Annotated in this window: 1 protein-coding gene (cut by a window edge); it reads left to right on the forward strand. The window is 74.5% G+C overall.

The genetic code is table 11. The annotated features are described in order from the left end of the window. A protein-coding gene (locus ABZY45_RS25895; protein ID WP_356743465.1) for a lonely Cys domain-containing protein crosses the window boundary here: on the forward strand, window positions 1–12,476 show its 5' portion. 18,691 nt of this gene lie beyond the right edge of the window; the window shows 12,476 of its 31,167 coding nt (coding positions 1–12,476); its start codon is at window positions 1–3; its stop codon lies off the right edge, out of view.

Genomic DNA, 12,476 nt, shown 5'->3' on the forward strand with positions numbered 1-12,476 from the left:
ATGAGCATCCATGTGTCGCCGGAAGTCAACGCGATGATCTTCATCCTCACCGGGGAGAAGCTCATGGACGCCGACGAGGACCTCGCCTACGACAGCCGCCTGCCCTACTCCGGCCTGGGCCGCAAGCTGGACAAGCTGTCGTCGCTGATCGACAAGTCGATCCACGACATCGGCGAGTCGATGCCGGACGACCTCGCCAAGTCGTACGGCAAGGCGATGGGCATGCTCATCGACGACGGCGGCAAGAACTACCTGCGCGAATTCTCGGATCAGCTCGACAAGATCGCCGAAGGCCGGCGCAAGACCTCCATGGACATCATGGAGTCGAAGTGGCAGGTCATCGCCGAGGTCATCCGGCTGCTCATCGAGATCGCCATCTACCTGGCGATGTCCTTCTTCACCGGCGGCGCGTCGGCCAGCCAGATCATGATGGCCAAACTGCGCAGCCGGTTCTTCATCCTCACCACGCTCACCCACCTGCTCCAGCGGCTGCACCTGGCGCCCTCGCTGACCGAGGCGTTCGCCGAGGCCTTCACCACCTTCGCGGTCCGGCTCGCGATGATGAACTTCGCCCCGGACGGCCGCCGCCCCGACGGCATCGACTGGAGCGACATCGGCAAGGCCGCCGCGTTCGGCGCCGCGGCGGGCTTCCTCACCAGCGTCTTCGATTCCTTCGCGAAGAACATCGTCAAGAGTTACGACAACGACTTCCTCAAGAACAGCCCGGACCTCGACTTCAAGAACAACCCCAACCTGAAGAACAACCCGGACCTCGACCTCGGCAACCACGGCCCGGGCCCCAGGCCGAACCCCGACCCCAAGCCGAACCCGGACCCCAGGCCGAACCCCGATCCCACTCCGAACCCCGGCCCCGGCCCCGGCGGCAACGTCCCGGTCACCTTCCGGAACGACCCGCTGTCCTTCCGGAACAACTCCGAGCTGTGGCGGAACAGCCAGATCCTGCGCAACAACGCCGACCGGCCGGGAGCCCTGGCGGGGCACTACGCGCTGAAGGGGACTGCCGACTTCCTCGCCGCCGGTTCCGGTGAGGCGCTCGCCGAGATCCTGATCAAGGGCGCCTTCGAGGGTGACTGGTCCACCAGCTGGTCCACCTTCGTCGGCGCGGGCATCAGCAGCCAGGTCGAGGCCACCCTCAGCGACACCGCCGTGAACAGCGCCGCCGAACTGCGGCACCTCATCGACACGTTGCGCAACCAGCCGCCCACCGTCTCCGGCGGCGACTCGCACACGCAGGACTCCGGCGGATCCCCGCGCGCGGGTGGAGGTGCCGACCGCACCGACGGCCCCTCGCGGACGGACACCACGGGCGGCGCCGGTGCCGCGCCCTCCTCGCCCCTGCCGGTCGTCCAGCAGACCACCGGTCAGGGGCCCGCGGGTACCGGCCAGACGCCCCCGCCGTACGCCGCCGACAGCCCTCCGCCGTACGCCGCCGACAACCCGTCGGTGAACACCCCCCTGGCCCCGCCGCCGTACGCGCCCTTGGCCCCGCCGGCGTACTCCCCGGGCACTCTGCCCGTGACCGCCGTCGAGAACGAGCTGTGGCAGCAGGTCCACCACGGTCCCGCCGAGGTCCGCGAGCAGGCGCTGCGTGACCTGGCCGCCCTGCGCGGCGCCCAGCCGCCGGGCAGCGCCGAGATCGGTGTACGCGACAGCCTGCACGGCAACTTGGCGCAGTTGCCCGAGGTCCGGGTGGTTCCCGCCGGAAACAGCCCCGCCACCCAGATCGACACGGACGAGGTCCGCCGCGCGCTTGGTGGATTCGGCACCGAGGTCACGGTGGATGCGCCGATCACGGTGGGCGCGTCCACTGCGGCTTCGGGGCCCGCCGGGAACGGTGAGACCGCCGGGACGGCTGGGACCACCGGTAACGCTGAGACCACCGGGACCCCTGGGACCGTCGGGACCACCGGGACCCCTGGGGCAGTCGGGACCTCCGGGACCTCCGGGACCTCCGAGACCTCCGGGACCTCCGAGACCTCCGGGAACCCTGAGCCCTCTGGGACCACCAGGGCCTCCGAGACCCCTGAGACGGTGGGGCAATCCGAGGCCTTCCAGGACCCCTCTCAGCGCGACGAGCCGACCGTCACCGAGCCGACCGTCACCGAGCCGACCGTCACCGAGCCGACCGTCACCGAGCCGACCGTCACCGAGCCGGGGACGGCCGACCGGAGCGACCGTACGGCCACGACCCCGGGCCAGGGTGCCGGCGCGCCCGTCGCCACCGGTGGTCCGACGGCGCCCTCCACCCCCGGCACGGCGAGCGGTGGCAGGCCCGGTGGTATCCCGGCGCCCGGCGGCGGCGCTTCGACTCCCGCCGCCTCGCAGGGCGCCCGTACCCCCGAGGGTGCTGCCCCGGGGGACGAGGCCCCGGCCGCGACGGACGACACCCCGCAGATCGCCCCCTCTGCCGAGTCCGCCGACCTGGCGCCCGGCCCCTCTGCCGACCCGCTCGCCGGCCCCGACGCCGAGGTGAACTCCGAGGCGCGCGTTCCCGCCCCGGACGTCGGAGTCACCCTCGCGCCGCAGGCCGTCGACACCTCTGCCGTTCCGCAGGCTGTCGACACCCCCGCCGCTCCGCCGAAGGTGAGTACGGTCGGCTCGTTCGCGGAGGCAGGCGGCTCCACTGACGTTCGCGCCCCCGCCGACGTGAAGACCGCCCCCGCGCTCACCGACGCCTCCCGCTCCGCCCCGGAACAACCCCTGACGATCGTCGTCTCGGCCACGCCACCGCCGGTGGGGTCGCCGGAGGCCGCACAGCTGCTGGACGGAGCCGGTACGGATCGGGCCGTGGTGCTCGGACCGGCGGTCGTGCCGGACCCGGCGGGGCGTCCGGTGCGTGCCGCCGTCGAGCTGACCCGGGAGGGGCCCGGCGCCCCGGTACAGGTCCGCACGCTCACCGGCCCCGCGACGACGGGCGACGGCACCCCGGGCACTGCGTTTCCCGGTTCGGACGTGCTGCTGCCGCTCGCCGACGCCCTGGGCCCGATGCCCCGGCCCGCCACCCAGAGCTCGGAAGCTGCCGACAGCGCCCCGTTCGCCGCCTCCACGGTCACGCCACCCGTCACGCCCCCGGTAGCGCCGTCGGCAGAGGCGACGCCCGTACACGACGACGGAACGGCACCGGGCCCCACGGCCGTCACCAACCCCAGCCAGGTCAAGCTCTCCACGCTGTCCCGCCCTTGGGGTGAGACCGCCACCGACGTGTACCTCGAACCGGGTGACGGTGACAGCGCCCGTACCGAGCCCGCAGGCCCGGCCTCCCTCACCGGCGCAGGGCACGGGGGGCGGAACGGAGGCACCCCGCCCCCGCCGCTCGCACCGGAGACCTCCCCCGTGCCGCCGCCCGTGGCACACAGCCCGTCCCAGGCCCGGATCGTCGTACGCCCGGTGCGAGGTGGTGTCTCCGGAGGCGAGGCCAACGGCACGGGGCGGCCCCTCGGCGAACCGGCCGTCACCACTCTGGAGGGCCACACGGTGCCCCTCAGCCGGCTGCGGCGCCTGGTGCCGGACGCGACGGTGCAGCCCCCACCGGGTCGTGCCGTCCGGACGGTGACCATCTCGCAGAGCCCGGCCGAGGACGGCACGGCCCGTGACGCGGGGCGCAGGGCGCTGCTCGGTCAGGACACCTTCCGGGGCGTACGCACCGTGTCCACGCCCGCCCCCGAGTCCCCACCCCTGCCGGCGGACTCCCTCCCGGTGGCCGGAACGCAACTGCCTGCCCGACGCACGGTGTTCACCGGCCCGGCGGCCCCGCTGCCCGGCGCGGGCACCGAGCGGGGCGCCGACTACTTCGTGGGACACGGCACTCCCCGTACCGTCACTCTCGGCACCGACGACTCGGCGCGACCGGCGGTCAAGGTCAGCGGTGTGCAACTCGGTGAAGTGCTCAGGTCGTGGGCGGCGGACGGTGATGAGGACCGTCCGCTCGTGCTGTACTCCTGCGAGACCGGGCGACAGCCGGAGACGGCCGGGCTGCCCGTGGCGCAGCACGTGGCGAACCGCACCGGCCGCTCGGTGTACGCGCCGACCACCGAGGTGGGTACGGCGCGCGATCGCGACGGCGATGTCCGCGCGGTGCTCACCGAGGGCCCCGACGGGCCGGGGCGGTGGCGGCTCTTCACCCCGGAACCCGGCGGGGCCGACCTGGACCGTGCGGCACGCGAGGCGGGGTTGCACGCGGGCCCCGGCCCGGCCGACGCGTTCGCCCGTGCCCGTACGCTCCAGCAGATCCGGACGCTGCGCGACGCCCTCGGGCCGGATGCCGAACAGCGCTCGGAGAACCATGAGTTGCTCGCGGGCCTCGCCTATGTGGACGGTCTGCGCTGGCTGGGCGCCGACAGCGCGGCCCGGTACGCCGACGGCCGCATGTCCCCGGACCTGCTGCGCCGTATGGTCACCGACTGGCACACCGCGACAGGTGCCACGGCCGTCGATCCGGCCGCCGGCCCCACGCCCGGGCAGTACACCGCGTTCCTGCGCGCCGCAGCCGCGCTCAGGGCCGGTGCGGGCCCGGGCACCGAGCTCGGCGACCTGCTGCCCCCGCCGCCACCCGAGCTGCCCCCGTCGACGCCGGTGTCGAAGGAGGACGCGCGGGGACTCTCCTACGCCCCCTCGGCGGAGATCGCGTGGTCGCTGTCGAGTGCGCCGCTGCCGCTGTCCGACCTGGGCCTCGGCCCGGCGGACACCGCCGAGTTGGCGCGCCGCCTGCACAGCTCCGACTCCGAGGCACCGCTCCGGTCACGTCCCGGCGACGCAGACGCTCAGCCCAGCCGGGCCGAGTCCTTCACGACGACCGGCCCGGCGCCCTCGCCGAGCAGGACGGAGAGCCTCGCCGAGAGCACGACCCTGTTCAGCCCGGGGCCCGCGACGGCGCCCCCTCCGGAAGGGCTCGTCCGCGCGGAGGGTCTCGCCTTCCGCCGGGTGCGCGCACGGGCCGACGGGAACTGTCTCTTCCGCGCCGTCCTCGACAGCGCGCGGGGCCGGGACGTGCCGCCCGCGTGGGCCGCGCGCAGCATCGCCGGACTGCGCGCTCTGGTGCGTGACCGCGTCAACGGCTCCGAGCTGGGCGCCGTGGCCGACACCGCCGTACCGGACCCGGTGTTCACCGTCGTGGACGACCTGCGGATGCGCGCCCTGGCCGGGGCCGAGGACGCGGAGGACCAGCGCCGGATCACGGAGGAGTGGAATCGCCTCGCCCGCGAGGTCGTCACCGACGGCGACGCCGTCCGGTGGCGGCAGATCCTCGCCGACAGCGACTATCCGCAGCTCGCCGACGTGGCACCCAGCCCAGCCGACGCCCGGCGGCTCGGCGGGCGCGGCCTGCTCGCCGCAGCCGCCGAGCGCCCCCGCCTGTGGTCGTCCCCGTTCGCCGACCTGCTGCCCGACGCCCTGGCCCACACGCTCGACCTGGACCTGCGCCTCGTACGGCCCGGTCCGCAGGCGCCGGGGGCGGTCCTCGTCACCGCGCTGCATCCGGGTGGCACCGGCGGCACCCTGCACCTGGCGTACAACGGAACCGATCACTACGACGCCCTGGTGCCGACTTCCGAGCCCGCCCCGCTCACGCCCACCGTGCCGCAGGAGCCACAAGAGCCGGACGCCTCCGATCCGTTCGGGGAGTGGCTGCGGAGCATGGCGGGGATCTCCGGTCCCGAAGAGGGGGAGACCCCCGACCCGGGTGACCCGGTGCCGCTGGAGACCCAGCTCGAACGCCACCGTCCGGCCCGTCTGCTGACCGGCGAGGACGCCCGCCCGCCGGGGCCGGCACCGCGCACGGTCACCTTCGACGACGGCAGCAGGCTGCCCGCCGTCCTGATCAGGCCGGGCGCCGATCCCCGTGACACCGCCGAAGGCTGGGAAGCGCAGGGCTCGCCCACCGGGCTGCTGGCCGGCCCGGGTGTACTCACGCTCCGCTCGCCGGAGCAGGTGGCCAGGGAGATCCTCGGCCGCCTGCCGGAGCCGGTACGCGCGCGGTTCGACGAGACCGAGCTGCTGCGTCTGCTGACGGACCAGCCCTCGGCGTTCACCGCCCCGCGCGGGGCCCGCATCGTGGGCCGGGAGAAGTCCGGGGTCGGCCTGGAGATGACGGTCGAGGCCCTCCCGTACCACCGGTGGGAACGCTTCGCCGACGTGGGCGGCGCCACGGTCCGCCTGGACACGATGCGGCGCGGGCAGGCCGGGACGGGTGGCGGGCGCAGCGTCGGCTTCGGACGCCGGATCGCCGCCGGCCTGGGCATGGGGCCGCCCCTCAACTGGCTGCTGAAGATCGGCTTCTCGCTGGGCTGGAGCCGCAGGACGGACTACTCCCAGGGCACCTCTGCCTACGCACAGGGCGAGCACCGCGCCCACGAGGGCTCGCACCTGCACCTGGACGACGTCCACTACCGGGTGCGGGTGCAGCGGGTCACCGAGGCGCCGGACCCCGCCGGCACGGACAGCCGGACGACGTCCCGCACCGACACGTCCGGGCAGCGCCCGCACTGGCTGCGCACCCAGGTGCACACCGCGGGGTTCGGCATGCGGGACGGGCTGAGCTGGCGGCTGCCGGACGACCTGACGGTGCCGTTCACCGGGCCCCGCCGGGCGCCGGAGACCCTGACCTTCCCCGACGGGGCGGAGCCACGGCTGACCGACACGACCGGCCTCCACCTGACGACCCCGCCGGAGGAGCTCGCGCTGGCCGTCTCCGGCGCACGACCGGGCAGTTCGGCACACCGCACCCTGGTCTCCTACGTCCGCCCCGGACGGCTGCTCGGGCTGTTCGGGCGGCTCACCGGTCCGGTCAGCGGACCCGAACTGACGCAGGGCAGCGGGCAGCACCCCCTGGGCCATCTGGTCGTGGAGAGGTCGCTGCCGCACCGCGCGGTGCTGGTCACCGAGTCACTCAAGGCGGAGGTACGCGACCTCACCCAGACCACGTACCAGAACCAGCGTGGACACATCCGCGACACCCGGTTCGGATTCCAGGTCACCGCGGGGCCGAACTACACCGTCCTCGGCCCCGAGACCGACGTACGCCTCCAAGGCGGGCCGCTGGTCCGCGCGGACCTCACCGCGGGGCGGGGCCACTACCTGGGTGCCGACGCGGCCCGCAAGGTCACCGGCAGGGTCCGCAACCACCCCATGGCGCTCTACCAGGTGGAGCGCACCCTGATGGTCCGCAAGGCCGGTGAGCCCTCGTCCGCGGCCCGGCCGGTGCGGGTGGTCAGCCTGGACTGGATCTCGACCCAGGACGCCCGCCGGCTGGCCGGCTGGGACAGCCGTACACCCGGCAGCACGGGACCGAATCCGGACGCCGAGCCGCCGCTGCCCTGGTATCTCACCCGCGAGGACCCGGTGCACCTCGGCGGCCAGGTCCGCGCGGAGGGCTTCCGTCCGCAGGCGCGAGCGCAGGCAGGGCAGCCCCCGACCCAGCAGGCGCCCCTCCCCGCCGCGCAGCAGGACCCCATGCGGGTCTTCGCGGACACCGTCCTGGACACCCTGCACCGCTCGTACCCGTCGCTGTTCGTGCCGCCGCTGATGCTGCGTCACCCCCGGCTGGCGCGCTTCCGGTACGGCGACGGCCGGTTGCGGACGGCCCTGCACAACGAGCGGCAGGTGCGCGAGGCCCTGAACCGGCCCACCATCACGCAGAGCCTGGACGAGCTGACCACCACCGGCGTTCCGGTCACCCTCACCGAGGACGGCACGGTACGCCGCGGCCACCACACGCTGATCCTGCGGGCACGGCTGACCGACCGCCGGTTCGAGACCACCATGAGCGAGCGGTCGCTGCGCAACGCGGTGATCGGCAACGAGGTCTCCGGTCAGGGGCAGCAGGAGTCCAGCACCTATTCCGCCGGTGCCGAGGTCGGCGTGTCGCCGCGTGACCACGACAAGGCACCCGAGGCCGGTCTGCCGCGCCGGACCGGCAACGTCTCCGTCGGCGCCCGCTACGCCCGCACCTACCAGAAGACCACCCGCAACACGGTCACGGTCGCCCATGACCACCTGACCTTCCAGAACGGCGCCGACCTCTACAGCTACCAGGTGGAACTGGGCGCCTCCTTCGAGGGCCACCGCCGCCCGCGCGGCTGGGCCCGGCTGCTGTCACTCGGGCTCCTCGGTACGGGCGTCTTCGTCAGCAAGGTCGAGGAACGTCCGCTGTTCAGCCGGGGGACCGAGACCGTCGGCCGGGTGGAGCTGGCCGTGCCCGCCGCACACGGGTCCGACCGCCACGCTCCCGTCGCCCCGCCCGCCGGCGGTGCGGCACCCACGCCCTCTCCCGTGCCCGCGCCGCGGCGCCTCTCCGCCACGGAGGCGGACCAGCTCCTCGACGGCACCCTTCCCCGGACCGGGGCGGACCCGGACGGCGCGAGGCTCGCCGAGCGCCTGCTGCGCGCGCCGCACGCCGTGCTCAGCGCCGAGGGCGGCCCGGAGCGAAGCCGGCTGATGCAGGCCACCGCCGACCGGGCCTCGGGCACCTCCTGGCACGTCAGCGCACCCGGCGCGCCGGTCCGCACCGCCCTGCGCCGGGCGATGGCCAACCTCGGTGTGGCCGCCCAACTCGGTCAGTACCTGGGCCCCTTCGGCTCCAGGATCACCGGGCTGAACGGCGCGGGGCCGTTCCGTACGCACTATCTGAAGGCCGCGGTCCGGGGCGAGCTGGGCAACTTCCGGGTCAGAAGCGATCCGAAGCCGGCCAGCCTCGAGAACACCATCGGCAACGAGCACCGGGTCGCCGGCAGCGCGAGCACCGTCTCGCGCACCACGCTCGGGGTCCAGGGCGGTTACATGCCGCTCCAGCAGGTCCCCGGCAAGCAGGCGCTGGTCGGTTCGTACGCGACCGCGCTCCAGTACGCCTGGGGCAAGGGCCGGGGTGTCTCCCAGGCCCTCACCCGAGGACGCAACACCACTCTGACCTACGCCGGGCGCATGTACCTGGTGGTCGCCGACACCGTCGAGACCGTCGCCGTGCGCGACCGCTGGACGGCCGCGATGGGGACGGCAGGGACCCGTGCCGGGGCCCGTGTCAGCGCCGTGGCCGGCCGGCTGTCCGGACGCCTCGGACGCGGCCTGTCCCCGCGCCCGGCCGCCGCGGCTCTCCAACGGATCCGCGACGCGGTGATGTTCCACCTGCCGATACTGGACGCCATCGAGGCGGGGCTCGCTCCGGACGGGCTGGGCACCACCACGCCGGACAACCTCGGCGGCGGCTACCGGGTGCCGGGCTTCCTGCGGGGCAGGCGCTTCCCCACCCATCCCAGCGGCCGGCTCGACGCCGGACGGGCGGCGCGCGACCTGCTGCCGCGCCTGGAGCGGATCGGGGTGCCCTCTCACGACCGGGAGCAGGTGCTGCAGCGGCTCTCGCCCGACTTCCTCCGCGCCCACCTGCACGAGCTGACCACCGACGGGATGACCCTGCCCGTCCGCTACCGGGCATGGTCGAGCCCGCACCACCTGCCGGTCGGAGGCAGCCCCGGCCAGATCCGGTTCAAACTGACGCCGGTCACCACGACCGTGCGGCGGCTGCGCACGGGGTACGAACTGGAGGACTACCGGACGATCGCCCGTGACGACGCCGGTGGCACCTCCCAGGACCGGGGCGCGGACCTCACCCTGAGCGCCGGTGAGCGCGCGGCGGGCGACGGCGTCCTCGTCGCCAACCCCTCGCTCCAGGGCGCGGCGGCCAAGCAGCGGGCGAGCAACCGCACCGAGACAGACGGCAGCACCGCGATGCCGAACATCGCCACCACACAGGCACACGCGGAGATCGTCACCAGCTACCTCCTGACGGTCACGATGACGGACGTGGCCGGGGACCCCCTCCCGCCGCGCGCCGTCGCCCAGGTCGGCACCCTCGACGAGATCGCCCCGGTGGGGCTTCTCACCCCTGTGGGCCACGGCGGCGACGGCGCGCTCACCGAGCAGAACGTGCCCGAACCGGAGCGCGCCGTACGCCTGCTTACCGCGGACCAGGCGAGGCCGGAAGGCATAGCGGCCTGGCGGTCCTCCGGTGCTCCCGGCACCTCCGGCGACGGCACGTCCGGCAACGGGCTGGACGGCGACGGGCTGGGTGGCGACGGGGCGAACGGCGACAGGCTGAACGCCGACGCCGTGAACGGACGTGGCATGGACGGCGGCAGCAGGGGCGGGGCGGGCACGGACGACGACGGCACGGACATCCTCCGCTTCGACGACCGGATCGGCTCCGGCATCCTCGCCGTGGACATCCGTGGCGCCGCCGGCGTGCACGACGCGCTGACGCTCGCCACCGCCCGCGCCGACGGCCTCGGCGACACCGATCTCGGCAGACGGCACACCGGCGAGATCCTCGGCGCCCGCGTACGCATCGCCCGCCACACCCCCCTCACCGGGCTGGGCACGGCGCCCGGGCAGGCACAGCAGGAGGCGACCTCGCAGGGCGGTCTGACCGCCGCGTTCCGCGAGGCCCTCGGAGCGGACGGCTCCCGGCTGCCCGCCCAGTCCTCCGCGCGGGTCCTCGGCCAGGTCCACACCGTCGACTCCCGCCTCTACGCGAAGATGCACCGTACCGGTGCCCGGCTGCTCGCCGTGGAGAGCAAGCCCCGCATGGAGGCCATGCAGCGGCGCAAGACCTCCGATGCGCTGGAGGCCGGCATCACCGACAACGTCGAGGGAGCGGCGGGCACCGCGCCACTGGCCGGCAACAGCAACGCGGGGGTGACCAACCCCGGCGCCACGGTCCCGATCGGCGGCGCCAACGACAGCACCGCGCTCAAGGGCGCGGCGGACACCACCCTCGGCACCCACGTCAAGGTGTCCACCGACCGCAGCATGCTGTTCGCGATCCCGGTGAGCTGGCTGGCCGTGGCCGAGTCGGACCACCGGATCACCGACAGCCGCCCCCTGCGCGCGCTCGGCAAGGCCAGGCGCGGACCACGGGCCGCCGAGGCCGAGACCACCGCGCTGGTCTGGCTGCGTGAGGACATCGCACGTGACCACGGACTTCTCGACGACAGCACATTCCCCGCCGAGGCCCGCGCGGCCTGGGACGACATGGCGAAGGCCGCCGCCGATCTCGCCACAGCCGAGAAGGAGTACTACGAAGCCCGGGCGCGGGCCCGGGAGGCATGGCTCTCCCTCAGCCCGGGGCAGCGGACCGCACTCGGCGACGACGACCCCCGCACGGCGACCGTACTGCCGAGGGACATCGCCGAGGCGCCGGCGGTCATCGCCTGGCAGGCCGCGCGCGACGCCGCAGGACTGTGGGAGCAGCGCACCGGCACGGCAGCGGCGGATCACCACCGGTTGCACCTCGCCGCCTCCCGCCTCACCGCACACCACCAGGGCTCGGTCCAGGTCCCGGTCGCGGACCAGCCGCAGGAGTACGCCGCGCCGGGATGGCGCTCCGAGGCGCCGCAACCGTACGGGATCACCGACAGCACCAATTCCGTGCCGCGCACCCTCACCTCGCCGGACGGGGCCACGGTGCGCGAGGTGCACACCGTGCCGCACGACGGCGCCTCGTTCTTCCACGCGCTGCTCGCCGTCGCCGGGGCCCGGGGCCGGTTGCCCCAGTTGCTCGGCGGCGAGCTCGCCAGGCGGTTCCTGGGTGCCTCCGGGGACCCGGCGGTCACCGCCGAAGCCGTCGGTGCCGCTCGCGACCGCCTCGCCTGGGCGCTCGGGGAGGACGGCAACGATGATCTGCTCGACGCTCTCGCCCTGGATGTCCAGGACACCTTCACCCAGGGCGAACTGGACGCCGCGGCAGTGGTGCTGACCCCGGCTCAGCAGGCCGAGTTCGACGCCTTCGGCCGTCTTCCGCTGACCTTCTGGCCGACCCCGGCCCAGCGGGTCGCCCTGGCGACCGCCGCCCTGTCCCGTCCGTTCACGAGCGAGCCGCAGCCGACCGGATCCGCACGGACGGACGGGGTACCGCCCCCGCCCGAGCGCCGCGCTGGTGACCACGGCGGAGCCGACCTGCTGCCCGCCCTCGCCGCACGGGTGCTCGGCACCCCACTGACCGTGGTGACCGGTGAGGGCCGGGATCAGCTGTTCCTCCCGCACGGCGCCGACCCGGCCGCCGTCGATCCGGCATCGGACCCGGTGCTGTTCTCCGCCGACGGGTTCTTCCACGCCGCCCTACCGCCGGGCACCCCGGCCCCGGCCACCGCCGCGCTGCCCGCCCCGCACACCGCCGGGATTTCCGGCACGGGAGGCGGCTCCACCACGACCGGGCAGCCCACCACGCCGCCCGTGCACCGCAGCCACCCCGCGGCGCCCTGGCTGCCGCCCGCCGAAAGCACCGCCCCGCGCTACCGCCTCGCCCCCGACGGAGTCCTCACGGCGCCCGACGGCTCCACCTATACGCAGGGCACGCCCACGGGCCGAGGCAACGGCTTCTTCGGCGCGCTGTCCACGGCCCTGGGTCAGGCGGCCGGGCGGCCGGGAGTGGACCGCCACGAGGCCACGAGGCTGCGGCTGCGGGCCGGGTG

The sequence above is a fragment of the Streptomyces sp. NPDC006516 genome, from assembly GCF_040611875.1.
Classification (GTDB): domain Bacteria; phylum Actinomycetota; class Actinomycetes; order Streptomycetales; family Streptomycetaceae; genus Streptomyces.